General features: G+C 69.7%; 29 protein-coding genes. 12 read left to right on the top strand and 17 right to left on the bottom strand.

What is annotated here, in order from left to right; all coding sequences use genetic code 11:
• Positions 1–5 precede the first annotated feature (5 nt).
• Positions 6–1097 carry a DUF2332 domain-containing protein gene (locus tag ACWEIJ_RS28280; protein ID WP_449840265.1) on the top strand — a complete coding sequence of 364 codons (1092 nt, stop codon included), beginning with the start codon at positions 6–8 and terminating at the stop codon, positions 1095–1097.
• Here ACWEIJ_RS28280 and ACWEIJ_RS28285 read toward each other — a convergent pair.
• Together ACWEIJ_RS28285 and corA are read right to left on the bottom strand one after the other, a co-directional pair.
• A complete protein-coding gene (locus tag ACWEIJ_RS28285) occupies positions 1081–1422 on the bottom strand; it encodes a hypothetical protein (protein ID WP_449840266.1) in 342 nt (113 codons plus the stop codon). The two genes, ACWEIJ_RS28280 and ACWEIJ_RS28285, sit on opposite strands and share 17 nt — an antisense overlap.
• 176 nt (positions 1423–1598) lie before the next feature.
• The gene (gene corA, locus ACWEIJ_RS28290) at positions 1599–2669 is read right to left on the bottom strand and encodes a magnesium/cobalt transporter CorA (protein ID WP_449840267.1); all 1071 of its coding nucleotides are present in this window, start codon (positions 2667–2669) and stop codon (positions 1599–1601) included.
• 285 nt (positions 2670–2954) lie between these two features.
• Between corA and ACWEIJ_RS28295 the strand changes: the two genes are divergently transcribed.
• The gene (locus ACWEIJ_RS28295; protein WP_449840268.1) at positions 2955–3458 is read left to right on the top strand and encodes a MaoC family dehydratase; all 504 of its coding nucleotides are present in this window, start codon (positions 2955–2957) and stop codon (positions 3456–3458) included.
• Position 3459: 1 nt separating this feature from the next.
• Positions 3460–4467 (top strand): DUF2332 domain-containing protein, encoded by a 1008-nt coding sequence (locus tag ACWEIJ_RS28300; protein WP_449840269.1) that lies wholly within the window; start codon positions 3460–3462, stop codon positions 4465–4467.
• Between the two features lie 28 nt (positions 4468–4495).
• Here ACWEIJ_RS28300 and ACWEIJ_RS28305 read toward each other — a convergent pair whose 3' ends face one another.
• Positions 4496–4909, bottom strand: a complete 414-nt coding sequence (locus ACWEIJ_RS28305; RefSeq protein WP_449840270.1) for an NUDIX hydrolase — start codon at positions 4907–4909, stop codon at positions 4496–4498.
• Between ACWEIJ_RS28305 and ACWEIJ_RS28310 the strand changes: the two genes are divergently transcribed.
• The 4 genes from ACWEIJ_RS28310 (at position 4887) to ACWEIJ_RS28325 (ending at position 7356) form a co-directional block, all read left to right on the top strand.
• On the top strand, positions 4887–5210 hold the full coding sequence (locus ACWEIJ_RS28310) for a hypothetical protein (protein WP_449840320.1): 324 nt from the start codon (positions 4887–4889) through the stop codon (positions 5208–5210). The two genes, ACWEIJ_RS28305 and ACWEIJ_RS28310, sit on opposite strands and share 23 nt — an antisense overlap.
• A 65-nt stretch (positions 5211–5275) precedes the next feature.
• Positions 5276–5836 carry a PH domain-containing protein gene (locus tag ACWEIJ_RS28315; protein ID WP_045314770.1) on the top strand — a complete coding sequence of 187 codons (561 nt, stop codon included), beginning with the start codon at positions 5276–5278 and terminating at the stop codon, positions 5834–5836.
• A gap of 36 nt (positions 5837–5872) precedes the next feature.
• On the top strand, positions 5873–6730 hold the full coding sequence (locus tag ACWEIJ_RS28320) for a PHP domain-containing protein (RefSeq protein ID WP_449840271.1): 858 nt from the start codon (positions 5873–5875) through the stop codon (positions 6728–6730).
• Positions 6731–6741: 11 nt separating this feature from the next.
• A complete protein-coding gene (locus tag ACWEIJ_RS28325; protein WP_355445456.1) occupies positions 6742–7356 on the top strand; it encodes a MarC family protein in 615 nt (204 codons plus the stop codon).
• Here ACWEIJ_RS28325 and ACWEIJ_RS28330 read toward each other — a convergent pair.
• Entirely contained in the window at positions 7353–7655 is a 303-nt protein-coding gene (locus tag ACWEIJ_RS28330; protein ID WP_449840272.1) for an ArsC/Spx/MgsR family protein, read from the bottom strand. The genes ACWEIJ_RS28325 and ACWEIJ_RS28330 overlap by 4 nt on opposite strands.
• Positions 7656–7676: 21 nt before the next feature.
• Here ACWEIJ_RS28330 and ACWEIJ_RS28335 point away from each other — a divergent pair, with 21 nt between their 5' ends.
• Entirely contained in the window at positions 7677–8534 is an 858-nt protein-coding gene (locus tag ACWEIJ_RS28335; RefSeq protein WP_449840273.1) for a RecB family exonuclease, read from the top strand.
• A gap of 67 nt (positions 8535–8601) precedes the next feature.
• The gene (locus ACWEIJ_RS28340) at positions 8602–8898 is read left to right on the top strand and encodes a hypothetical protein (RefSeq protein WP_449840274.1); all 297 of its coding nucleotides are present in this window, start codon (positions 8602–8604) and stop codon (positions 8896–8898) included.
• A gap of 38 nt (positions 8899–8936) precedes the next feature.
• Here the strand turns inward: ACWEIJ_RS28340 and ACWEIJ_RS28345 are convergent, their stop codons facing one another.
• The 10 genes from ACWEIJ_RS28345 to ACWEIJ_RS28390 form a co-directional block, all read right to left on the bottom strand.
• A complete protein-coding gene (locus ACWEIJ_RS28345; RefSeq protein WP_449840275.1) occupies positions 8937–9581 on the bottom strand; it encodes a response regulator in 645 nt (214 codons plus the stop codon).
• Between the two features lie 109 nt (positions 9582–9690).
• On the bottom strand, positions 9691–10575 hold the full coding sequence (locus ACWEIJ_RS28350) for a type II secretion system F family protein (RefSeq protein ID WP_449840276.1): 885 nt from the start codon (positions 10573–10575) through the stop codon (positions 9691–9693).
• A 1-nt stretch (position 10576) separates the two neighbouring features.
• Positions 10577–12208, bottom strand: a complete 1632-nt coding sequence (locus ACWEIJ_RS28355) for a VWA domain-containing protein (RefSeq protein WP_449840277.1) — start codon at positions 12206–12208, stop codon at positions 10577–10579.
• A complete protein-coding gene (locus ACWEIJ_RS28360) occupies positions 12205–13560 on the bottom strand; it encodes a CpaF family protein (RefSeq protein WP_449840278.1) in 1356 nt (451 codons plus the stop codon). The genes ACWEIJ_RS28355 and ACWEIJ_RS28360 overlap by 4 nt, the downstream gene beginning before the upstream one ends.
• On the bottom strand, positions 13557–14711 hold the full coding sequence (locus ACWEIJ_RS28365; protein ID WP_449840279.1) for an AAA family ATPase: 1155 nt from the start codon (positions 14709–14711) through the stop codon (positions 13557–13559). Before ACWEIJ_RS28365 ends, ACWEIJ_RS28360 begins: the two co-directional genes overlap by 4 nt.
• Positions 14712–14719: 8 nt before the next feature.
• Entirely contained in the window at positions 14720–15469 is a 750-nt protein-coding gene (cpaB, locus tag ACWEIJ_RS28370) for a Flp pilus assembly protein CpaB (RefSeq protein WP_449840280.1), read from the bottom strand.
• Positions 15470–15485: 16 nt separating this feature from the next.
• Positions 15486–16580, bottom strand: a complete 1095-nt coding sequence (locus ACWEIJ_RS28375; RefSeq protein WP_449840281.1) for a pilus assembly protein TadG-related protein — start codon at positions 16578–16580, stop codon at positions 15486–15488.
• On the bottom strand, positions 16568–16969 hold the full coding sequence (locus ACWEIJ_RS28380; RefSeq protein ID WP_449840282.1) for a TadE/TadG family type IV pilus assembly protein: 402 nt from the start codon (positions 16967–16969) through the stop codon (positions 16568–16570). Before ACWEIJ_RS28380 ends, ACWEIJ_RS28375 begins: the two co-directional genes overlap by 13 nt.
• A gap of 64 nt (positions 16970–17033) precedes the next feature.
• Positions 17034–17192: a Flp family type IVb pilin gene (locus ACWEIJ_RS28385; RefSeq protein WP_449840283.1), complete on the bottom strand. Its 159-nt coding sequence runs from the start codon at positions 17190–17192 to the stop codon at positions 17034–17036.
• On the bottom strand, positions 17189–17380 hold the full coding sequence (locus ACWEIJ_RS28390; protein WP_449840284.1) for a Flp family type IVb pilin: 192 nt from the start codon (positions 17378–17380) through the stop codon (positions 17189–17191). The genes ACWEIJ_RS28385 and ACWEIJ_RS28390 overlap by 4 nt, the downstream gene beginning before the upstream one ends.
• A 204-nt stretch (positions 17381–17584) precedes the next feature.
• Between ACWEIJ_RS28390 and ACWEIJ_RS28395 the strand changes: the two genes are divergently transcribed.
• The 3 genes from ACWEIJ_RS28395 (at position 17585) to ACWEIJ_RS28405 (ending at position 20033) form a co-directional block, all read left to right on the top strand.
• Positions 17585–18193: a prepilin peptidase gene (locus tag ACWEIJ_RS28395; protein ID WP_449840285.1), complete on the top strand. Its 609-nt coding sequence runs from the start codon at positions 17585–17587 to the stop codon at positions 18191–18193.
• A 98-nt stretch (positions 18194–18291) separates the two neighbouring features.
• Positions 18292–19599, top strand: coding sequence for an O-antigen ligase family protein (locus tag ACWEIJ_RS28400; protein ID WP_449840286.1), 1308 nt, complete (start codon positions 18292–18294; stop codon positions 19597–19599).
• Complete coding sequence (locus tag ACWEIJ_RS28405) at positions 19596–20033, top strand: hypothetical protein (protein WP_449840287.1); 438 nt, start codon at positions 19596–19598, stop codon at positions 20031–20033. The genes ACWEIJ_RS28400 and ACWEIJ_RS28405 overlap by 4 nt, the downstream gene beginning before the upstream one ends.
• Before the next feature lie 13 nt (positions 20034–20046).
• On the opposite strand, the gene ACWEIJ_RS28410 is transcribed toward ACWEIJ_RS28405, so the two are convergent.
• The 3 genes from ACWEIJ_RS28410 to ACWEIJ_RS28420 are packed head-to-tail and all read right to left on the bottom strand — an operon-like array spanning position 20047 to position 23901.
• Positions 20047–20925 (bottom strand): alpha/beta fold hydrolase, encoded by an 879-nt coding sequence (locus ACWEIJ_RS28410; RefSeq protein ID WP_449840288.1) that lies wholly within the window; start codon positions 20923–20925, stop codon positions 20047–20049.
• A gap of 7 nt (positions 20926–20932) precedes the next feature.
• Positions 20933–22264 carry an Rv3212 family protein gene (locus ACWEIJ_RS28415; RefSeq protein ID WP_449840289.1) on the bottom strand — a complete coding sequence of 444 codons (1332 nt, stop codon included), beginning with the start codon at positions 22262–22264 and terminating at the stop codon, positions 20933–20935.
• 5 nt (positions 22265–22269) lie between these two features.
• A complete protein-coding gene (locus ACWEIJ_RS28420) occupies positions 22270–23901 on the bottom strand; it encodes a DEAD/DEAH box helicase (RefSeq protein WP_449840290.1) in 1632 nt (543 codons plus the stop codon).
• Positions 23902–23920 lie beyond the last annotated feature (19 nt).

Here is a 23920-nt window from a genome sequence, read left to right on the forward strand (position 1 = left end):
ACACCGTGCTTGCCGAGCTGTTCGCCGCGGACGCCGGGGCGCCCCGCGACCGCAGTCCGCTGACCAGACGACTCATCGAGGACGCCGCGGAAGACCTCAGACGAGGCGGCGTCACCACCAGGATCATGGCGGGCTCCCTGCGCGACCGGGACGGCACGATGCCCGGGCTGCGGTTCGCGGGCGCCGTGCACCGCCTCGTGCTCGAAGGGCGCGCGCCGAGCCTGGCGAAGCACTACCCGTCCGTCGGCGGCCAGCCGGACCTCGAGAAGCTCTGGGAGGACGCGCTGCCCGTCCTCACCGAGCACACCGACCTGCTGAGACAGCGGATCAGCGCCACGACCGTGCAGACCAACGAACCCGCCCGCAGCGCTCCCCTCTACGGCGGGCTGATGGTCGCCGCGCAGGAGGCGGCGATCGCCGCCGGACGCTCGGTGCCGTTCAGCGTGCGGCTGCTGGAGGTGGGCGCGAGCGGCGGGCTCAACCTGCGGCCGCACCACGTCGGCTACCGGCTCGACGACGGCACGGTGCTCGGCGACCCGGACAGCCTCCTCGTCTTCGACCCCCAGTGGACCGGCAGGCCGCCCGCGGACCTCAGCCACCGCCTGCGCGTCGTCGGCAGGGCCGGCTGCGACCTCACCCCGGTCGACGTGTCCACAGAGGACGGACGGCTGCACCTCTGCTCGTTCGTCTGGGCGGACCAGGTCGAGCGGTTGAACCGGCTCAGGGACGCGCTCGACCTCGCCGCGACGGACCCGGTGAAGGTCGAGAAGTCGCCAGGGCCGGAATGGCTCGCGAAACAGCTCGCCCGCGCCGAACGCGACGTGCTCACCGTGGTGTGGCATTCCGTGGTGTGGCAGTACGTCTCACCCGCGGACCGGGCGATGGGCCGAGCGGTGCTGGCCGACGCCGCCACGAAGGCGACGCCCACGACACCGTTGGCTCTGCTGGTGTTCGAGTCGCGCCGTTCGGACGACGCGCCGGAGGGCTACCGGTTCGAGCTGCTGCTCAAGCTCTGGCCGGCGGGGATCTCGCTGAACCTCGGGTACGGCAGCGGTCACGGCGCGCCGTTCACCTGGAACGTCACGCCTTGGGAGTGACCACCGCGTTCACGAGGTAGCGCCCGTCCCGTTCCTCGACGGGCAGCTTGAACTCCGAACCGGTGCCGTCGCGCGTGTACTGCACGACGACGTCGCCGTCGCGGTAGAAACCGTCCTGCACCCGAGCGGTCGCGAAGTGCTCGGTGGTCGACTTGGCGACGTCCTCGCCGCCGACCGCCAGCAGCGGCTGCAACTTGTGGAAGTCGTGCGTGCGCAACGCGTTCGTCACTTCGACGGCCAGCTCGTCCGGCGACTGGGCGCCGGCGGCCGGCCAGCTCGCGATGCAGATGACGACCATCGTGAGCCAGCCGACGGCGAAGACCACGATCCAGGGTCGCAGACTGCTCAGCCGGCGCGGCACGTCAGGGCGTTCCGCTGATCAGCACGAACACGGTGGTGATCCAGCAGAGCAGGAAAGCGAGCATCCAGAACCGGATGTTGGTCAGCAGTCTGGTCATGACAAAGCCCTTCTACAGAACAAAAAGCGAGCGAAACCGGGACTCACAGCCAGCGATTTCGGCGCAATATTCGGTAGAGCGTCAGGCAGGCGACGAGGACCAGGCTCATCACCAGGGGATAGCCGAACTTCCACTTCAGCTCGGGCATGTAGTCGAAGTTCATGCCGTAGACACCGACGACCATCGTGGGCACGGAGATGATCGCGACCCACGCGGTGATCTTGCGCATGTCGGTGTTCTGCTGCAGCGTGATCTTCGCGAGGGTCGCGTCGACCAGCGTGGTCAGCAGCTCGTCGAACGCGGTCACGCGCTCGGAGACCTCGGTGAGGTGGTCGTCGACGTCGCGGAAGAACGCCCGCACCTGCTCGGGGATGAGCGGCGTGTAGCCCTCGGCCAAGCGGCGCAACGGGTTCGCGAGCGGCATGACCGCGCGGCGCAGCTCCACCACCTCGCGCTTGAACATGTAGATCTGCTCCGCGCTCACCTCGGTGCGCGGCGCGAAGACCCGCTCCTCCATGCGGTCGATGTCGTCCTCGATGTGGTCGGTGACATCGAGGTAGTTGTCGACGACGTGGTCCGAGATGGCGTGCAGCACCGCCGAGGGGCCGATCTCCAGCCGCTCCGGGTCGTCCTCCATCTCGTGGCGCAGCTTGGACAGACCGGAGTGGTTGCCGTGCCGCACGGTGATGACGAAGTCCTTGCCCAGGAACACCATGATCTCGCCGGACTCGACGATCTCGTTGGCGGTGTCGGGGGACTCGTTGGTCACGTAGCGGACGGTCTTGAAGACCATGAAGAGCGTGTTGTCGTACCGCTCCAGCTTCGGGCGCTGGTGCGCGTGCACCGCGTCCTCGACGGCGAGCTCGTGCAGCCCGAACGTCTCCGCGATGCCCTCGATCTGCTCGGCGTCGGGCTCGTGCAGGCCGATCCAGACGAAACCGTCCTTGCGCTTGCGCACCTCTTTGACGGCGTCGGTGTGCGTCCAGCGGCCTGGCAAGCGCTTGCCGTCGATGTAGACCGCGCAGTCGACCACGTAGTGCGACAACGGCACGGTGATGTGCGGCGCAGGGCGCTGCTGGGCGCCGCGTCCGCGAATCGAGGGCAAGCTGGGCATGGTGAGTTCCTCCAGGGCCACACGTCGTTGCAGGTGAAAATCACGACGGGCGTCCTGACCGGGGAAAACTCAGCTAACTAGAACGATCTAGCCGGCCACCTCGGTGAGGACGCGCTTGGTACTGGCAGGGTGGGGGTCCTTGCTCATTTAGGGGTCCTCACCTCCTCGGGGCGAAGTTCGCGGGTGGTGGAAATCCTCACACACCGGTTGCCGAGGGTACTCCCTCCGCGTAAAGACTGTCTCCCCACCTGAGTCAGATCTCGATCACACGTAGTTGGAGGCGCGGTGCAGTTCGGTCGGTACTACGAGGAGTTCGAGGTCGGAGCGATCTACAAGCACTGGCCGGGCAAAACGGTCACCGAGTACGACGACCACCTGTTCTGCCTGCTCACCATGAACCACCACCCGCTTCACATGGACGTGAACTACGCGGAGAACACGACCGACTTCAAGAAGAACGTCGTGGTCGGCAACTACATCTACTCGTTGCTGCTGGGCATGTCCGTGCCCGACGTCTCCGGCAAGGCGATCGCCAACCTGGAGATCGAGTCGCTGCGGCACGTGAAGCCGACGTTCCACGGTGACACGATCTACGGCGAGACCGAGGTGCTCGACAAGACGCCGTCCAAGTCGAAGGACGACAGGGGCGTGGTCTACGTGGAGACTCGCGGCTACAAGCAGGACGGCACGGTCGTGTGCATCTTCCGCCGCAAGGTCATGGTGCCGAAGAAGTCCTACGGTGAAGCTCGCGGCGGCGAGCAGCCGGGGCGCCCCGAACCGAAGGAGTGAAGTGACTTCTCTGGATCTGGCACAGCAACGTTTGCGGGCGTTCGCCGTTGAGGCCGCAGGAACTTCGCCCCTCTACGAACACCTCGCGTCGCGTGCTGCGGAGGATCCGGAGGTCGCCGATCTGCTGACCGCCGCCGGTGAGGACAGCGCCACGGGCGAGCTCCTGCTGGCGGCGGCGCATCGGCTCGTGCAGGCCGAACCGTTCCACCAGCTCTCGAACTACTACCCGTCGCTCGGCGGAACCTATGGCGCGGACGAGAGCACGTGGCCGTTGTTCCGCGACTTCGTGCTGGAGCGCGCCGAACGCGTGCGCGCGCTCGTCAGCTCGCAGGTGATCCAGACCAACGAGGTGCGCAGGGCCGCGCTGCTGTACCCGGCGGTGGCCGCCGCGGCGAAGCAGGCGGGCGGGCCGATCGGGCTCGTCGAGGCCGCCACGACCGCGGGCCTGCTGCTCGGGCTCGACCAGTACTCGTACCGCTACCAGACCGCGGAGGCCGGCCAGCTCGTCGCCGGGCCCGCCAAGGCCGCGCTGGGCCTGCACTGCGCGCTGGAGCTCGCGCCGGGCGCGGTGCTGCCGAAGCTGCCCAAGACGGTCAAAGTGGCCGCGAAGGCGGGCATCGGCGTGGCGACCGCCGATCTGACCGACGAGGACGCCTACGCCTGGCTCGAGGCGTGCGTGTGGGCCGACCAGCCGGAGCGGTTGCGGCTGTTCGGGGTGGCGTGCGGGGTGCTGCGCAAGAACCCGCCGCGGCTCGTGACCGGTGACCCCGTGGCGGACCTGGCCAAGGCCGTCGAGGGGATCGACGCCCCGGTCGTGGTGATGTCGAGCGGCTCCGGACTCGACCTCCTGCCCGCCTTGTCCTCTTTGGCCTCTTCCTCGGGCAGACCGGCGTGGTGGGCGGCGCACGAGAACGGCGAGCTGCGGCTTGTCCGTGTGAGTGACGCGGGCGTCGAGACGACCACTCTGGCGACCACCGAGGCCCACGGGCAACGTCTCGTTTGGCGGTGAGCGCCGTCCCCGATCGCGTGAACCCTGATCAGGCCCTGGGCAGGCAGTTCCAGTCAGAAAGCGTTTCCAGGAGGCCTTCCGTCGTCGGAAGTGTGGCCAACGTCGCACTGTCCGTCCACCCGACATCCGATGCGTCGTCGCCCGCTCGGAGCACACCCGACGTGACCTGGCATTCGTAGTCGAAGATCGAATAAACCCCGTTCGGGGCCGGTCGCTCGACGCTGCCGACGAGGCGGCCAACGGTAACGGAGAGTCCCGTTTCTTCGGCGACTTCCCTCGTCACGGCAGCCTCGTCCGTCTCGCCCGGCTCCACGCGTCCCCCTGGTATCGACCACCTGCCCTCACCTGGAGGATTGGCGCGTCGCACGAGCAGTAGTCGCCCGTTCGAGTCATGCACGACCGCACCGACACAACGGATCGTGCGCTCACTGCTGACCGTCACGAACACGAAGCGTAGTCACCCCTCAACGGCGGTGCAACGCGCTACCCCGGCTGCGGTACAAATCTCCCAAGGCGCTGAATCGTGCTGTACAACGGTCACGAACGGCGCCAAACGGGTGCGGAACGCGGACGGGGTGGACACCGTGAACCTGAAGAAGATCCTCACTTTCGCCGGAATCGCCTTGCTGCTGTTCTTCCTGATCGCGGAGCCGCAGCAGGCCGCACAGCTGGTCACGAACATCCTCAACTCGCTGCGAACTGCGGCTGAGGCCCTGATCACCTTCGTGCGACAATTGTTCTAGTTCGCCCGGACTTTCCGGGAGAGCAGGGACAGGCACTGGCTGGTACCAGGAAGGGCTGGTAGCGCATGTTCGCACCACGTGATCCGGACGACTACCTGCTGTCGAGCGAGCGTCGGGTCATCCGGGTGCGCAGGCACTGGTCCTACCTGATCTGGGACGTCCTCGAAGCGGCTGCGCTGCTCGCCGGCTTCATGATGATCTCGTACCTGCTGCCGTCGAACGCGGGCGTGATCCAGAACGTGCTGTGGTACGGCGGGCTGCTCGTGCTGCTGCGGCTCGCCTACTTCATCATCGAGTGGTGGGTCGAGCGCATCGTCGTCACCGACAAGCGGTTCATGCTGACGTCGGGCGTCTTCGAGACCAAGGTCGCGATGATGCCCATCAGCAAGGTCACCGACCTCACCTACGAGCGGACCGTGGGCGGGCGCATGCTCGGCTACGGCACGCTGATCGTGGAGTCGGCCGGTCAGATCCAGGCGCTGAACCGCCTGGAGTTCCTGCCGGACCCCGAAGAGGTGTACGACGCCATCTCGGAGCTGACCTTCGGCGACAAGAAGGCACAGGCCGAGCGGTTCTCGATGATCAAGGCTCAGCGCGCCGCGCGCGGGAAGAAGATGGTCCCGTAACACGGACCGAGCGGGGCGTCGTCCACACTGGACGACGTGGTCATCGATCTGCACACCCATTCGTCCGAGTCCGACGGCACCGACAGCCCTGCCGAACTGGTGAAGGCGGCCGCGCTGGCCGGACTCGACGCGGTGGCGATCACCGATCACGACACCGCGGCCGGTTGGGCCGAGGCGGCGGCCGCGTTGCCTCCTGGCCTGCGGCTGGTCCGCGGTGCCGAGCTGTCGTGCGCGTGCCCTGACGGCCGTGGCCGCACGATCACCGTTCATCTGCTGGCGTATCTCTACGACCCGACGCACGCGGCGTTGATGGCGGAGCAGTCCCGGCTGCGTCTTGAGCGGCGGCACCGGCTGCAGAAGATGGCCGAGATGATGCGGGCCGACGGCTTCCCGATCGACCCGGCCGACCTGATGAAGCGGCTGCCGTTCGACGCGCCCGCCGGTCGCCCGCACCTCGCGCAGGCGTTGATCCGCGGCGGCGTGGTCTCCTCGGTCGACGAGGCCTTCGCGACCTACCTGACCGGCGGCCGTTATTACGTGGGGCGGACCGACACGCCCGTCGAGCGCGCCATCGAGATGATCACCGAGGCCGGTGGCGTGACGGTGCTGGCGCATCCGTTCGCGGTGTCGCGCGGGCCGATCGTGACGCCGGACGTCGTGCGTTCGCTCGCCTCCGCCGGCCTGGCCGGGGTCGAGGTCGACCACCCCGACCACGATGTCGCGACGCGCCGGTCGTTGCGCTCGCTCGCCGACGAACTGGGCTTGATCGTCACCGGGTCGAGTGACTACCACGGCACGAACAAGACCGTGCGGCTCGGCGCGGAGACCACGGCGCCGGAGATGCTGGATGCTCTGGCTTCGAGGGCGACGGGCGGCAAGATCCTCGTGGGATAGGGCGGTTTCTCGTGTTCAACCTGCGGCTCTTCATCGAAGCCACGATCACGCTGCTGGTGATCATGGACCCGCCGGGCACCGTGCCGGTGTTCCTCGGCCTGGTCGGCCGCAAGTCGCGCGACGCGCGCAAACGGGCGGCGCGGCAGGGCGTGCTGGTGTCGTTCCTGGTGATCACGCTGTTCGCGGTCGCCGGCAACTCGATCCTGGCGTACATGCACATCGGCATCCCCGCCCTGCAGGGCGCGGGCGGGTTGCTGCTGTTGCTGATCGCGCTGGACCTGCTGACCGGCAAGGGCGCCACCAACCACCCCGAGGTCGAGGACGTGAACATCGCGCTCGTGCCGTTGGGAACGCCGCTGCTGGCCGGACCCGGTGCCATCGCCGCGACGATCGTGTTCGTGCGTCAGGCGGATGGCGCTGTCGGTTCCTACGTGGCGCTGGCCGCGGCGATCGTGGCCGTGCACCTGGTGCTGCTGGGGACGCTGCGGTCCGCCGGCCTGCTGATCAAGGTGTTCAAGGAGAGCGGGATCCTGCTGATGGCCAAGATCGCCGGTCTGCTGCTGGCCGCGATCGCCGTGCAGCTCGTCGCGTCCTCGGTGCAGGGCTTCATCTCGTCCGGCGTCTAGCGCTCGATGTGCGCGCTGTCCCCGTCGATGATGATGGGCCGCTCGATCAGGCTCGGGTTCGCGACCATGTGCGCGATCCACTTGGCGCGGTCGTGTTCGAGGAGCTTCGGGTACGCGGGTTCCTTGGCGCGCGCGATCTCCCACGGCTGTTTGCCGAGGAGCGTGAGGACGTGGTCCAGCTCCTCCTCGGTGGGGGCGTCGTCGAGGTAGCGGCGTTCGGTGTACTCGACGCCCTCGTCGTCGAGGCGTTGCTTGGCGGCGCGGCTCTTGGAGCAGCGCGGGTTGTGCCAGATCTCCATGCGCTTCATTTTCTGTCAGGGATGCTGAGTAACTTGGGGCGGGTGGAACAACTCGGCTTCGACTTCGGTGTTCAGCCCCGGCGGCTGGTGCGCGTGACGCCCGCGAAGCTCGCGACGTGGACGGACTGCCCACGCCGTTTCCGGATGACGTACCTGGACCGCCCGAGCCCGCCCCGCGGCGGCGCCTGGGCGCACAACACGCTGGGCGCGGTGGTGCACAACGCCCTGAAAGCCCTGTTCGACCTGCCCGCCGACCGCCGCACTCCCGACCAGGCCGTGGCCCTGGTGAACCGGCAGTGGAAGTCCGAGGGCTTCCGCGACGTCGACCAGGCCGCCGAATACCGCGCGCGGGCGGGCGGCTGGGTGCACGACTACGTGTCGTCGCTCGACGTCGACTTCGAACCGCTCGGGGTGGAGCGCTGGGTGTCGTCGCCGACCGAGCGGATCGTGGCCGAGGGCCGCGTCGACCGCATCGACTACCGCGACGGCGAACTGGTGATCGTCGACTACAAGACCGGCCGCCACGTCCTGACCTCCGACGACGCGCGCGGCTCGCAGGCACTGGCCCTGTACGCGCTCGCGGCCAGGCGCACCCTCCGCAAACCGTGCCGGCGGGTGGAGCTGCACCACCTGCCGTCCGGGTCGGTGGCGGTGTGGGAGCACACGGAGGAGTCGCTGGCCCGGCACGTCCGGCGGGCCGAGGAGGCGGCCGACGAGATCGACCTGGCCACGGAGACGTTGAAGGCCGGTGGGGATCAGGAGGTGTTGTTCCCGCCGGTCACCGGGCGGCAGTGCCAGTGGTGCGATTTTCGGCGCAGTTGTCCTGAGGGGCAGGCGGCGGCTCCCGAGATCGAGCCTTGGTCGCTGTTGGCGCCGTGACCGGGTGGGGCCTTCCGGACCCTGAAGGCACCCGCATCGGCCGCCCCGTAGGGTGGCGGGAGTGGACGTGGAAGCAGCAAAGCGGCCGTCGCGGACCTACGGAATCCTGCGCGCCGTGAGCGGTGTGCTCGCGGTGGGCGTGGTGCTGCTCGCGCTCGGCAACATCGGCGTCCAGTTCTACGCGAACTCGCGTGACCTGCCTGGGCCTGGGACGTTGTCGGTCGTGGCGCACGTTGTGGCGGCGTTGCTCGTCGTCGCCGGGCAGATCGTGGCTGACCGGTACGCGGACTGGAAGGCGCCGATCGCGTCGCTCGCGGTGCTGGCCGTGACCGGGGCGACGTTGTGGACGTTCTGGTGGGCTTAGGGCCGGTGCGAGGTTGCGGTTCCGCTGTGAAGCTGGGACTAGGCGGTTGCCGCGTCGTTGCGGATCAGGCCGTTGCGCAGTGCCGCCATCAACGCCTGGGCCCGGTTCGAGGCGCCGAGCTTCTCGTAGAGGCGTGAGACGTAGGTCTTGGCCGTCGACGGCGACACGTACAGGGTGCGGGCGATCGCCGGGATCGACACGCCGTCCTGCAGCAGGGCGAGCACCTCGCGTTCGCGGGGCGACAGGGCCAGGCGGGCGGTGGTGGACTGGCGGCGGGCCATGGCCATGGCCAGGCCTGCCGCGGTGAACGACGAGGCGGCCACGGACGCGTGCCGGATGGCGCAGAGGATCTCCTCCACCGGGGCCGTCTTGCCGACGAAGGCCGAGGCGCCGGTTTCCAGGGCGCGGAACAGGACGTCGTCCTCGCCGTGGGCGGTCAGGACGACGATGCCCAGTGACGGGTAGCGGTCGCGCAGGTCGCGGGCCAGGCGCAGGCCGTCGGCGTCGGGGAGGCCCACGGCCACGGTGACCACGTCGGGGGCGGACGCGGCGATGACGGCCGGGGCCTCGGCCGCCGTGCTCGCCTCCGCGACCACCTCTAGGTCGGGGTGCGCGGCGGCGAGCGTCGTCAGGCCGAAACGGGTGAGCGTGTGTCCGTCCACGACAACGACTCTGATCGCCATGAGTTGACCCCTCTCGGTTGAAGGTTCAACCCGCATGTCGTTCGATCCGTCTCGAATGGTTACACCGAAGGGACTAATAGAGCATTTGGTCCCACTCGGCCAGGGTCCGTCAGAGGTGCATGAGGACGCGGGCGATGCTGATGGCGCCGGGGCCGATGATCACCACGAACATCGCCGGGAACAGGCACACGATCAGCGGAAACAGGATTTTGACCGGCACTTTCTGGGCCTGTTCCTCCGCGCGCTGGCGGCGGCGGATGCGCATCTCGCGGGCCTGTTCGCGCAGCACGGACGCGATGGGCACGCCAAGTTCACCCGCTTGGGCGAGGGCCGAGACGAACGCGCGGAGCTCGGCGACGGTGGTGCGGTCGGTCAGGGAGCGCAGGGCCTCGTTGCGGGACTTGCCGATCTGCATCTCCTGCAGGACGCGGGCGCACTCCTGGGCCAGCGGGCCCGTGGTGTTGCGGGCGACCTGGGCCAGCGCCGCGTCGAAGCCCAGGCCGGCCTCGACGCACACGGTCAGCATGTCGAGGGCGTCCGGCAGCGCCCGGCGGATCTTCTCCTGGCGCTTCTGGCCCGCGTTCAGCAGCAGCAGGTCGGGCAGGAAGAAGCCGAACACCGCGCCCAGCGCGAGGGCCGGTACCAGCCAGCCCACCGAGCGGAAGGTCAGGAGTGCTCCCAGGCCCGCGCCGAGGAACAGGCCCAGGCCCTTGGCGGCGAGGATCCGGTCGGTGGTCCACGACGGCGGGTTGCCCGCCAGGTCCAGGCGGCGCTGCAGCCGCCCGGCCACGCCCGCGGGGGACAGCCGCAGGGCGATGGACCGCAGCCAGCTCGGCGACGCGCCCACCTCGGTCCTCGAGACGACCGCGGCCGAGTAGCTGGTCTCGATCAGGGCCAGCGAACCGGCGGCTGTCACCGGTGGCTTGAACACGAGCGCGACGACGCCCAGTGCCAGCGCGAGCAGAAGGCAGCCGAGCCCAACGACGAGCACCATGTCACACCTCCACGCGCACGAGCTTGCGCATCCACAACGAGCCGAGCACGACCAGCACAGCCGCGCCCGAGAGCATCACGAGACCGATCAACGTGGTGTAGAGCGGCCGCATGTAGTCCGCGCGGAACCAGAACAGGAAGCCCGCCAGGAAGACCGGCAGACCGACCAGGACGTAGGCGGACAGACGGCCCTCCGCGGACAGCGCACGGACGTGCCGGCGCGTCTGCGAACGGTCGCGCATGGTGGCGACGGTGTTCAACAGGACTTCGGCGAGGTTGCCGCCCACTTGGCGTTGGATGCGCACGGCCATCACGACCCATGCCAGGTCCGCGCTCTTCATCCGCACCGACACGCGTTCCAGGGCGTCCTCCAGCTCGGCGCCGATGCGGGTGGCGGCCAGGGCGCGGGAGAACTCGCCCGCGGTCGGCTGGGTGTCGTCCCGCACCACGGCGTCGACCGACTGGGCCAGCGAGAAACCCGAGCGCAACGAGCTCGCGATCAGCTGCAGCACGTCGGGGAGCTGGTCGGCGAACGCCGCACGTCGCTTGGACCTCCGCATCCGGACGTACAGCGCGGTGACCAGCCAGCCGCAGAGCACGCCCAGCGGAATGCCGATCCACCACGTCGTCACCAGCGTGAGCAGCGCGGCGAGCGCGACCGACGCGCAGACCCGCAGCAACGTCCACTCCGCCGGGCTCGCCTTGATCCCCGCGAGGTCGAGGCGGTCGGAGAGCCGGGCGGCGCTGACGTCGCTCAGCACCCGGCTGGTCCACACGACGGCGGTCTGCGCCGCCTGGCTCTCCTCCTGCACCGCGGGTTCCTGCGTGCCGTAGTGCTCGAGGTGCCGTTCGAGCTTGCGGCCCGCGCCGGACCGGCGTGGCGTCAGCAGCACCATCACGGCCAGGAACACCACCAGGAACGTGCCGGCGATCAGCACGCCGGCCTGCCAGTTGTGACCGGGCGCCACGACAGGAGGTGCGACGGCGACGGGCGCGGGAGCGGCCACCGACACCGGCGGCGGAGGCGGCGGCGTGACCACCGACGAAGGCACGGCCAGCGCCGCGAAGGCCGCGGCCAGCGCGCCCGCGTCGGAGGCGGTCAGCAGCCGTCCACCGGCCGCCGCCGCGATCCGGCGCAGGGCCTCGTCGCTGTACTGGAAGCCGATCACGTCGGTGGGCACACCGGCGGCGGCGATGGCGCCGACGGCAGCGTCCAAAGTGGACTTGCTGAGCGTGTCCTCGCCGTCCGAGATGATGACCATCCGCCGCTCGGAGAAGCCCTGCAGCGCCGACAGCCCCACGGGAACCGCGTCGAACAACGACGTGTCACCCTTGGCCTGCAACCGGTCCAGCGCACCCACCAGCGCACCGCGGTCCGCGGTGGGAGGTACGACCAGCGACGGTTTCGACGAGAACTCCACCAGTCCGGCCTGCACGTCCTCGGGCAGCGAACCGACGTAGGTCGCGATCGCCTGCCGGGCGACCGCGATCCGGTCCGGCGCCATGGACCCGCTGGTGTCGAGCAGCACCATCACCCCGCGAGACGGTGCGGCAAAGGCAGAGGCGAAACCGAAGGCGCTGATCAGGAACGTGAGCAGGGCGCCGAGCACGACGCCCACGAGCACTCTGGTCATCGCACACCACCACCCACGAACAGGTGCGGCGGGACGTCGACGCCGCGGTCCTTCAGACGCTCGACGAAGTGCGGCCGCAGCCCGGTCGACCGCAACGAGCCGCGGTAGAAGCCGCGCTCGTCGACGCCCGCGTGGAAGTCGAACTGGAAGATGTCCTGCAACGTCACGACTTCTCCCTCCATCCCGATGACCTCGGTGATGTGGGTGATCCGCCGCGTGCCGTCCTTGAGCCGCGACTGGTGCACGATCAGGTCGATCGCGGACGCCATCTGCTCGCGGATCGCCCGCGCCGGCAGGTCCACGCCCGCCATGAGCACCATGGTCTCCAGCCGGGCCAGCGAGTCGCGCGGCGAGTTCGAGTGGACGGTCGTGATCGAGCCGTCGTGGCCGGTGTTCATGGCCTGCAACATGTCCAGCGCGGCGCCGTCGCGGACCTCGCCGACGATGATCCGGTCCGGCCGCATGCGCAGCGCGTTGCGCACGAGGTCCCGCACGGCCACCTCGCCGCGCGACTCCACGTTCGGTGGCCTGGCCTCCAGGCGCAGCACGTGGTCCTGGCGCAGCTGCAGCTCGGCGGCGTCCTCGATGGTGACGATGCGCTCGTCGGCGGGCACGAACGACGACAGCACGTTCAGCGACGTCGTCTTGCCGGAGCCGGTGCCGCCACCGATCAGGATGTTCATCCGCCCGTGCACGCACGCCTGCAGGAGGTAGGCCGTCGCGGGCGTCAACGTGCCGAACCCGACGAGGTCGTCGACGGTGAACGGGTCGGTGGCGAACTTGCGGATCGTCAGCACCGAACCGTCCAGCGCGATCGGCGGCACGACGGCGTTGACGCGGCTGCCGTCGGGCAGCCGGGCGTCGACCATGGGCGACGCCTCGTCGACGCGCCGGCCGACCTTGGCGACGATCTTGTCGATCGTGCGGCGCAGGTGCGACTCGTCGGCGAACGCCACCGGAACCGGCTCCAACCGGCCCGCGCGTTCGACGTAGACCTGGTCGTGGCCGTTGACCATGATCTCGGAGATGCTCGGGTCGCGCAGGTAGGGCTCCAGCGGGCCGTGGCCGAGGATCTCGTCGAGGACCTCGGACGCGATGCGGGCGCGGTCGGCGTTGGTCAGCGGCGTCTCGTCGCGTTCCAGCACGGCCTGCAACGTCTGGCGCACCCTGGTTTCGAGCTCGCGCTGGTCGAGGTGCGCGTCGTAGAGCTTGGGGCCCAGCACGTCCAGCAGCCCCGCGTGCACGCTGCGCTTGACCTCGGCGAACGGGTCGGCCGCGCGGGCGTGCCTGCGCAGCTGCGGAGTCGGCGAGGCGGACTCCCGTTGCGCGGCGATGCGGTTGGCCAGGCTCATCGGAACCACCTCTTCGACTTCGCGGCGACGACCTCGGGCTCGGCCAGCACGTGTTCACGGGCGAACCGCGTGATGGCCTCGCTCACCGGGTGCTTCGGCAGGTCGAGGACGATCGGGTTGCCCTTGTTGACCGAGATCGGCACGTCCCGGCTGGACGGCACGTGCGCGCGGATGTCGCTGCGCACCACGCGTTCGATGTCGTCCATGGTCAGGCCGACCTTGGCGTCGGACCGGTTCAGCACGACCGACCGGATGTCGTGCGCGTAGGACAACAGGTCCAGCATGTCCAGCGTCACCCGCAGGTTCTTCAGCGCGGGCACGTCCGGTGTGGTGAGCAGGACGTGGTGGTGCGAGGCGTCCATCGCGGCCAGCACGTGCTCGCTGAACGCCGAGGGCGTGTCGACCACGACGAAGTCGAACATCGTGGGCAGCACCTCCAGCAGCTCAGCGACCAGCGCGGCCGGAATCCGTTCCGCGTCACCGGGTTCGACCGGCGCGAGCAACGCGCTGAGGCCGGGGCGGCACGCCGTGAGCAACGACGACGCGCCCGCGACGTCGACGTGGCCGAGCATCCCGAGCCCGTGCACGATCGTGCGGACGGGCTCGGCGCGCAGGCAGATGCCGACGTCGCCGAACGCGAGGTCGAGGTCCACCAGGCAGACCGACCGCTCGCCACCGGCGGCGAGCACCGCGGCGAGGTTCACCGCGAGCGTCGTCTTGCCGCACCCGCCCTTCGCTGCGAACACGGTGAGCACCTGGCCCTGCCTGCGTTCGTCGGCCCGGGGCTGCGGAACACCTGTCACCTGCGCGGACAGTGCGCGTGACCGCGTGCAGGCGTCGACCAGGGCGGCGAGGTCGTCCCGCGCGACGACCTCCCGCACACCGGCGCGCAACGCCCTGGTCAGCACCGCGATGTCGAGCACGTCGCGGACCAGCACCACGCCGACCGCCGGTCGTTCGATCCGCAGGGCCGCGGCGAACGCGAGGGCCTGGTCGAGGTCGGCGGCCGAGCCGACGACGACCAGTGTCTCGCTCGGGTCGGAGGCGAGCAGTCCGCTGGTCTCGTCCAGTGTCTCCGCGGTGCGGACGTCACCGCCGAGCGCGGGGGAGAGCTGGCCGGCGCGGAAGGCCGGCTCGCAGAGGATCGTCATGGCACGCCTCAGTTTCCGAACAGGGAGCGGTTGTCGACGCCGTTGCCCGGCGCGATCTCGGACTTGCCGCCGAGCAGCGCGAAGTAGAGCGTTCCGGTCTGCTGGCCGTGGATGAGCTTCTCGGCGTCCGCCTGCTTCACCGCGACCGTGACGATGGCCTTGCCGACGTCGCCGTCCTCCGCGGCCTTCTTCTCGTCGACGACGGACAGGACCTCCAGCCCGGTCAGCAGCAGGCGGGTGGACTGGTTGCGTTCGTACTGCTTGGAAAGCCCGTCACCGGACGGGGTGTTGCCCTTGCCGTCCATCACGGTGAAGGTGTCGAAGACCGCGACCTTCGAGCCCTTCTGGATGAGCCCGCCCGCTCGTTGCCACGCCTCCGTCGGCACGGTCACCGCGATCATCCCGTCCGGGATCGAGATGCCCTTGGCGAGCGAGGCGGCCTCGGTGAACAGCGACTTGGTGACCAGCTGGCCCTCGGCGATCTCGGACGACGTCACGAGGCTGACCACCGAGGAGTCCACAGCGGACATCGCGTTCTCCGGCACGCTGCTCTTGGGCATCTGCTCCTGTTTCACGAGGTCTCCCAACGATCCGGCGCTCGTGCCGGCGGGGATTCGCTCCTTCGCGACGAGCACGGTGACGGCCTGCTGGCCCGCGATGGCCCGCGAGTCGGCGCTGCGGACGTAGAGGAACACCCCGGCGCTGCCGCAGACGGCCAGCAACACCGCCAGGATGATGATGAGTGCGCGGTTCTTCATGACGACTCCTGGAGTTTCAGCCGGTGAGCTGGACGATGCGGGCACCGAGATCGGGACCGCCGATGGTGCCGGTGGACGGGATGAGACCCTGGATGAAGTAACCGGCGACGCACTTGTCCGAGCCGGTGCACTCGTTCTTGCCGGTCAGCCAGTCCTTCTGCGACGCGCCGGGGATCCAGTAACCGGTGATCACGAAGCCGGCGAAGCCCGACAGCGTGTAGGTGCCGCCGGTGCCGGTGCCGGTGACCTTGGTGTAGACGGGCAGCCAGACGGGCTGGTGCGAGGACCAGGACGCCTGCAGCGCGGCTTTGCAGTCCTTGCCGGCCGAGGTGCCGGTGTTCGCGCTGTAGGTGTTGTTGTTGATCAACACCGAGCAGTCGGTGTCGGCGTCGTCGACCCAGCCGAACTCGCCGGGACCGTCCGCTCCGGCAGGAGCGCCGGGGCAGCCGGTGCCACTGGTCGTGTGCAGCTTGAGCACCTGGTGCGCGGACAACGGCGGTGTGGTGGGCGGTGGCGGCCCGAAGACCGTGCCGCCGGCGGTCGCCGTCGACCACTCGCACCACGAGATCGTGAGCGCGATGGTGGTCGCGGTCTTCGGCGCACCCCACGCGGCACGGGCACAGGCGAGGACGCGGCTGCCGTCGTAGGAACCGTTGCCCGCCAGCGTTCTCGCGAACACCGGTGGCAGCAGCGTGCCGCCTCCCGAGGTCTGCGTCGAGGTGTGCACGTCCACGTACTTGGTGCCGGACGCGGGCTTGGCGGGGCAGTCGGTGATCTTGCCCGTCGACGACGAGCACGTGGACAGCACGCCGATGCCGTCGAAGCCGCAGACCTTGTCCACAGTGGACACGCCATCCTTCGCGTTGCGGTTGGCGTAGTAGTTCGCCTTGTTCACCAGGCACGTCGTGATGCCGGTCGCGCAGCCGCGGGCGACGGCGAGCGCACCCGCGTCTGCACCGTTCTGCAGCTCGGCGCGCTCCTGGTAGATGAAGCCGGTGTCGATGACGATGGCGCCCATGCCGAGCAGCACCCCGAACCCGAGCAGGATGGCGATCAGCACGCCGAGTGCGCCGCGGTCGTCGCCGCGGCGGTCACGCCTCAGCCTTCGCATGGCATGACTCCCTTGGCGCTCAAGGTGATCGGGGAACCGAAGCCGCCGCCGCCGAACATCCCGGCGAGGCCACCGATGGGCGTGACGAAGTTGAACGTGTAGGTGGCCCGCACCTCGGCGCTGGCGCTGCCGGCGGAACCGGAGGGGCAGGCGGTGACCGAGACCCCGACCCCGGACAGGCCGGTGGCGGCGTTCTGCGTGCGGGTGGCGGGACCTGGTTGCTTCAGCGCGGCGACGCGGACGCCTTCCCGTGCCGCCTGGGTGAGGGTGATCTGGGCGTGCAGCGCGCGCCCGAAGTCGACGATGCCCATCACCAGGATCAGCAGGATCGGCATCAGCAGCGCGACTTCGACAGCGGTCGCGCCGCGATCGCGAGCATCGGTTTTCATGACCGCTCCGAAGAAAGGCGCGTGGCCGGCGGAGGGGAACGCCGGCCACGCGGGACAGGAGACTTCAGCCGTCGAGGACGTCGGCGATGAACTCGAACATCGCGGCCATGTTGTCGCCGACGGCGGTGATGGCCACCATTGCGGTAACGACGATCAACGCCAGCATCAGGCCGTACTCGACGGCCGTGGCGCCGCGGTCCACGCCTCGCCGACGTGTGATCACCCGAGCTCGCCCGCGATCTCGTTGAACAGCGCGAGCAGGTTGGTGCCGACCAGCGCGACACCGGCGATGATCACGATGGCGATGAGGGCGACCATGAGGCCGTACTCGACGGCCGTCGCGCCGCGGTCGTCGGTCTCGCGCTGGATGTGCTTGAGGAACGTCTGCACGTAGCTGAGGAACGTGAGCATGACGGTCTCCTGGGGATTGGGATCCGATTCGGGACGCCGCAACTCTGCGTGACGACCGAACGGGTTCGGTATCGGACGAAGAGGTGTAACGAACGTGCACTTGGGGGACAGTGTCGGTCGATCGGGGGACACGGTGTCGGCCCGTCGGCCGGACTTGTCGTCGTGACGTTCCGTTGACATCGCGAGCGACCTACCGTCGGCCGCATGACACTTCTCTGGGCCGCGGGCGGTGCTGTCGGCGGGCTCGCCTCCGGCTTCGCGCTGCGCGACCTGGTCAACCGGTTCACGCGCGCGGGCATCGCGCTGCCGCTGGTGTCGGCGGCCGTGCTGGCCGTGCTCGCGATCAGGTTCGCGGGCTCGGTGGAGGTCCTCGCGTTCGCCTGTCTGGGTGCGGTCGGGGTCGCGCTGGCGTTCATCGACACGGCTGTGCGCCGGTTGCCGGACGTGCTGACGTTGCCCGCGTACCCCGCGGTGCTGATCCTGCTGACCGTGGCCGCGTTGACCGGTGGCACGATCGGCGCGCTCGGCCGGGCCGTGCTCGGCGGGCTCACGCTCGCGTTCGTGTACCGGGTGCTGGAGTTCCTGAACCCCGCCGGGATGGGCTACGGCGACGTGAAGCTGTCCGGGGTGGTCGGCATGGCGCTGGCGTGGCTCGGCTGGCCGGTGCTCCTGCTCGGGGCCGCGCTCGCGTTCGTCCTGTCGGCTGTGGTGTCGCTGGTCCTGTTGCTCCTGCGGAAGGTCACGCTCAAGAGCACGCTGCCGTTCGGGCCGTTCATGTTGCTCGGCGCGTTCACCGCGGTGTTGCTGAGCTGATCTGAGTTTCGCACTTCCGCTGCGACCTCGAAGACCCTTACAGTGCACTCGATCCGCCTGGGGAGGCGGGTCCGAAGGCTGGGGGAGCCGGTATGGCCGTGGGGGAAGTCGTTGGCGCACGCCGGGAATCGGTGGCGTTGCCGATGCCGAGCTTGTTCGTGGTCGCCGCGTTCGCCGCGGCCGTCGTCGCGCAGGGCGGGTACTACCTGCCGGGCCGCGTCATGTCCGGGTTGCTGGTCGGGGTGGCCCTCGTCCTCGCCCGGCCGCGGCCGAACCTCCTCGCGGTACTGGGAGGAGTGTTCGCGCTGTGGGCCGCGGCACGCGGGCTGCTCGAAGGTGACGTGCTCTCCTCGCTGTCCACCGTGGCCGCCATCGGGGTGTTCCTCGGAGCGGTTCTCGTTGCGGCACAGGCTGATCGCGCCCAACGCGAGCTGCTCGCCGCGGTCGTCACCGGCGTGGCGGCGCTGGTCGCGTTCACCGGCTGGGTGGCCGTGGTGTTCCGGATCCCGTCCTGGACCACGGTCGCGGAAGGACTGCTGCGCGCCGCGTCCACGCTGACCTACCCGAACGCCGCCGCCGCCGTGATGGCCGCCGCCGCGATGTTGTCGCTGGTCCTGAAGCCGACGCCGTTGACGGCAGTGACGGGTTTCCTGCTGTGCACGGGGATCGGCGCCACGATGAGCCGCGCCGGCGTGATCGCGCTGGCCGCCGGGCTGCTGGTGCTGTGCGTGTGCTGGGGCTGGAAGAAGACGGTGGTGGCCGCGGTGCCGCCGCTGCTCGGGGCCGTGGTCGCGGTCGGCGCGCTGCTGCCGTCGGCTCGGGTGGCGGACGAGCCGCGGCCGTTGGTCGCGGTCGCCGGGCTGGTCGTGGGCGGTCTGGTGGCGGTGGGTTTGCCGAGGCTGCAACGGTTCGCGGTGCCGGTGGCGGTCCTGCTGGCCGTCAGTGGCGCGGTGACGGCCTGCGGGTTCGCGGACCGCCTGGCCACGCGGATCTCATTCAGCTCACCCGACCGCAGTGGGGCCACCGCAGCGGCGCTCGAACTGGTGTCCCGCTCGCCGATGTTCGGCACCGGGCCGGGGAACGCGTCCTTTTTCTTCGATGCGGGCAACCAAGGCACCCGTGTCATGCGTTACGTGCACAACGAGTACCTCCAGGTGCTCGTGGAACTGGGGGCCGTCGGGCTGTTGCTGGTGCTGGGAGTGGTGGCTGCCGTGCTCGTCGCCCTGTGGCGAGGGCGCGGGAACTCGTTGCAGGCCGGGGCGACGGCGGCGGTCGTCGTCGTGCTGGTGCACAGCGGCTTCGACTTCCTCTGGCACCTGCCCGTCGTGCTGATCGTCGCCGGCCTGTGCGCCGGTCTGGGGTTTCCGTCCACAAGGGACGGAATGGTCAAGGGGGTTGAAGGATGAGGAAGTTGTCCGGGGGCAAGACGCTGGCGGTCGTCGCCGTCGCGGGTGGTGCGCTCCTCGCGTCCATCGCGCCGGTCATGGCGGACGTGAGCGCGCAGTCGCCGTCGCAGGGCGCCATCAGAGTCGAGTCGCCCGCGAAGTGGAAGGCGTGGGGTGCCGCGGTCGAGGTCGCGGTGACCTACTCGTGCCCGGTCGGCACCCAGTCCCCCTACCTGAGCGTGACGCTCACGCAGTCCGTGTTCGGCGGTGTGGCTTCCGGTTCCGGCTACAAGGAGAACCTCAACTGCACCGGCGGGTTCGAGACCACCACGCTGAACGTGACGGCGACCGAGCGCGCCTTCCAGTTCTGGTCCACCGCGTTCGCGAGGGCCGACCTGCGCGGCTACCCGAACGCCAACGCCAGGGACGAGCGCGAGATCCAGATCAACCCGTGAGCTAGTTCGTCCGTCACGAGGTCAGCCACGCCCGCCACGTCGGCAGCAGCGTGGCGATGAGCTCGTGCGGCGCCTCGGTGTTCGGCGAGTGCATCACGCCGGGCAGCACCGCGAAGTCGGCGTCCAGCCGCTCAGCCATGTCGCGCTGGGCGGCTGGGCTCCACGCGTCGTCCGCGTCACCGCACACCACCAGTGCCGGCGTGCCCGACGACCGCAGCGCGCGGGCGAGCTTCGCCACCTGGTCCGGTTCGTAGCGCAGGCCGTTGCCCATGCCGAGCAGCGCGGCGGCCGGCGACTTCAGGAACCGGTTGCGGTAGAAGTCCTTCAGCTCCTGCGGCAGCGCGGCCCACGCCGGGTTCTGCGCCGACCTGAGCTCGTTCAGCTTCTGCGTGCCCTCGACGCCCTGCTCGGCCAGCACGTGCTCGCCGACCTCCAGCACCGTGCGGCGTTCACCCGCGGGCAGCTCGGACGGACCGGACGACATCAGCGTCAGCCCCGCGATCGGAGCACCCGCGAACACCGCCGCCCGCGCCACCAGTCCGCCGTAGGAGTGGCCCAGCAGCAGCACCTTCCGGCCGTCCGCGGCGATCTTCTCGATCAGCTCGGCGAGCACCGACCCCAGCGGACCCGGCCGGTACAGCGCCTCGTCGTCCGGGCCCGGCGAGTCCTGCTGGCCCGGCAGGTCGATCGCGAGCACCTCGAAACCCGCGTCCGCGATCGGGTCGACCATCGGCGCGAAGTCCTCTTTGGAACCCGTGTAGCCGGGCACGAGCAGCGCCGTCGTCCGCAACGCGTCGTCGCCCACGGCGGGCGCGCGCAGCGCCGCGATCACGCCGTAGCGGCCGGGGAGGTCGACGCGTTGTGCCCGGTGCGGGCTGAGCTGCGAGTACACGAGGGAACTATCGCAGCGCGACCAGGGTTTCGCCACGCTGCTCCAGCACCACTGGACCGGCTGTGGCGAGTTGCACAGGCCCGTCGTAGCCGTCGCGCTTCACCCGGATCGTGCCGACGACGGCACCGGTGGCCTGCTCGTAGACCCGCAGGCCGTCCTTCACCGGGATGAGCGCGCGGCCCGCGAGCGTCGTGCCGGCACCGAGCGTGCCCTCCGCCGTCCACAGTGGAGTGAGCGTGTCCTGCGAAAGGGCGATGGTCCTCGACCCGGTGAACCAGAAGACGTTGGTCTTGGTGGCGAAACTGCGGGCCACGTGGTTCGGCGGCTCGGTGAAGTCGCCGGCCGGCACGTCGACCGGAGTCTCGGTGATCTGGTTGCCGGTCTCGGCGTCGAACACGACGATGCGGCCGGGGTCGGGCATCGCGACCGCGACGAGCTTGTCCGTCACGGCCACGATCTGCGCGTTCTTGCCGCCGGTCAGCACGCTCGCGAAGACCTTCGGCTCGTCGGACTTGTCGGGGTTCGGCTTGAGCACCGTGACGCGGTCGGAGTTGTCGTCCGGGCAGCGCTCGATGATCGCGAACCTGCCGGACGTCACCGCGACCGAGCCGTACGTGCAGCCGACGCGCGGCTGCTTGTTCGGGTTCACGATCGCGCGCAGGCTGCCGTACTCCAGCGACTTCACCAGGTCGTCGCGCCGGTAGACCTCCAGGTACTTCGACCCGGTGGTGATGAGGTGCGAGCCCTCGTTGAGCAGCGCCGTGCCCGGTTCCGCGTCGCCGTTGCGCTGCGCCCGCCGCTCGCCGGTGACGCCGTCGAGCGAGGTGAGCTCCGAGCAGTTGGTGCCCTTGGAGTACAGCGCCATCGCGCGGCCCCACGCGGTGCTCGCCACGCACAGCGGCAGGTCGCGCTTGTAGGTCCACCGCACGTCACCGGTCAGCGGGTCGCGGCCGTTGACCTCGCCACCGTCACCGGTGACGACGGTCGACGGCTTCTCCTCGCCGGTGTCCTTCGCCGGGGTCTGCACGACCACGGGGGACTGCGTCGCGCCGCTGCGCGCCCGCCACACCTCGGCGAGCGTCGGAGGCAGCGCGACGACCTCGGGCAGAGGCTCCCACGAGGACGGCCCGGTGATCGACGTCGTGGCCCGGGCATCGCTGAACGCCCAGGTCAGCACGGTCGCGGTGACCGAGACCACGGCGATCAGCGCGACCGCGACGAAGTCGGCGCGGGTGCGCCACGACCGGGCGGGCGGACGTTCGTCGACGGGCGGCTGCTCGTGAGCGGGCTCGTCGAGGACGTCCTCGATGTCGGTGACGTCGGAACCGGGGGACGACATGGCGATCAGTCTGCCGAAGGAGCGGCCTGTTCGGCAGAGCTTCGGCGACGACGGCGCCTGCGGGGCTTGTCCGAGGCGGGCTTGTCGGCCGCTTCCGGAGCAGCCGTCTCCGCCTGCTGGCCCTCCACCGGCACGCCACCGCGGCTGCGCGTGCGCGACCGGGTGCGCTTCGGCCTGGTCTCCTCGCTCGCCTCCGGCGCCGCCTGCTCGGCGGAACCGCGGCCGGAGGCACCACGACGACGGCGCTTGCGCTTGCCGTTGTCGAGCTTCTCCTCCTCCTCGGCGTCCAGACCGGCGCGGGTGCGGTGGCTGAGCGGCAGCCTGCCCGTGGAGCCGGACGGGATGCCCAGGTCGGAGAACAGGTGGTCCGAGGTGGAGTAGGTCTCCACCGGCTCGTCGATGCCCAGGTTGAGCAGCTCGTTGACGGACTTCCAGCGCGCCGTCTCGTCCCAGTCGACGAACGTGACCGCGACGCCCTCGCGCCCGGCACGGCCCGTGCGGCCGATGCGGTGCACGTAGGTCTTCTCGTCCTCGGGGCACTGGTAGTTGATGACGTGCGTCACGTCGTCGATGTCGATGCCGCGCGCCGCGACGTCCGTGGCGACCAGCACGTCGACCTTGCCGCTGCGGAACGCCCGCAGCGCCTTCTCACGCGCGCCCTGGCCCAGGTCACCGTGCACGGCGGCCGCGGCGAACCCGCGTTCGGTCAGGTCGTCGGCGATCTTCTGCGCGGTCCGCTTGGTGCGCGCGAAGATCATCGACAGGCCGCGGTCGCGGGCCTGCAGCACGCGGGCCAGCATCTCCGTCTTGTCGAGCGAGTGCGCCCGGTAGACGAACTGCTTGGTGCGCTCGTGCGTCTGGCCGGCGTCGTTCTCCTCGGCGCGGATGTGCGTCGGCTGGTTCAGGAACGTGCGGGCCAGCGTGATGATCGGACCGGGCATGGTCGCGCTGAACAGCATCGTCTGCCGCTGGTCGGGGACCATCGTGAGGATGCGCTCGATGTCGGGCAGGAAGCCCAGGTCGAGCATCTCGTCGGCCTCGTCCAGCACCAGCATGCGGACCTTGCCGAGCACCAGGTGGCGCTGTTCGGCCAGGTCGAGCAGGCGGCCGGGCGTACCGATGACCACGTCGACGCCCTTGCGCAGCTGCGCGATCTGCCGCTCGTAGGGGATGCCGCCGTAGATGGCGGCGACCTTCACCCCGAGGTGCTTCGACGCGTCGGTGAGGTCGTGGGTCACCTGGAGACACAGCTCACGGGTGGGGACGACCACAAGGGCCTGCGGGGTGCCGTCGCCGGGCGTGTCGAGGCGGTGCAGCAGCGGCACGCCGAACCCGAGGGTCTTGCCGGTGCCGGTGCGCGCCTGGCCGATCAGGTCGTCGCCGGACAGTGCGATGGGGAGCGTCAGCTCCTGGATGGCGAACGTGCGGACGATGCCGGCCTCGCCGAGTGCCTTGACGATTTCGTCACGCACTCCCAGCTCGGCGAACGTGGGGGCGTCGGTGGCCACCGGAGCGTCTGCCAGCAGCGGGTGCGACGGGTCTTCTTCGGGAACTCCGGCCTCGCTGTGCTCCAGCAGAACCGGGTCCAGATGTGCTTCTACTTCAGCGGTCAGGGTGATCAGCCTCTCTCGTACCAAGCGCGTACGAGCCCTGGCC

It is taken from the genome of Lentzea sp. NPDC004789, assembly GCF_053601075.1.